The organism is Pseudomonas sp. K5002 (assembly GCF_013386655.1).
In the GTDB taxonomy this organism is placed as follows: Bacteria; Pseudomonadota; Gammaproteobacteria; order Pseudomonadales; family Pseudomonadaceae; genus Aquipseudomonas.
This window is the reverse complement of sequence record NZ_JACARK010000299.1, coordinates 5020-5349: the sequence shown is the minus strand read 5'-3', so window position 1 is coordinate 5349 and position 330 is coordinate 5020. Positions and strand designations below refer to the sequence as shown.

Sequence of the window (330 nt, the reverse complement as noted above, 5' to 3'; positions counted from 1 at the left end):
TGCGCGCCGCTGCATGGCCGCGACCCGCAGACCCTGATGCGCAACGCCGGCCTGGCGCTGCACAAGGCCAAGGCCAACGGCAAGCACCAGGTGCAGGTATTTACCGAAGCGCTGAATGCCGAAGCCAGCTACAAACTGTTCGTGGAAAACAACCTGCGCCGCGCCCTGACCCAGAACGAACTGGACGTGTTCTACCAGCCCAAGCTGTGCCTGCGCAGCGGTCGTCTGCTGGGGATGGAAGCGTTGTTACGCTGGAACCATCCGGAAAAGGGCATGATCCGCCCCGATCAATTCATCAGCGTGGCGGAAGAGACCGGGCTGATCATCCCC

General features: G+C 62.4%; 1 protein-coding gene. It reads left to right on the top strand.

The features are described from left to right. On the top strand, positions 1-330 hold a 330-nt coding region (locus HX846_RS39570; protein WP_256739821.1), incomplete at both ends, for an EAL domain-containing protein.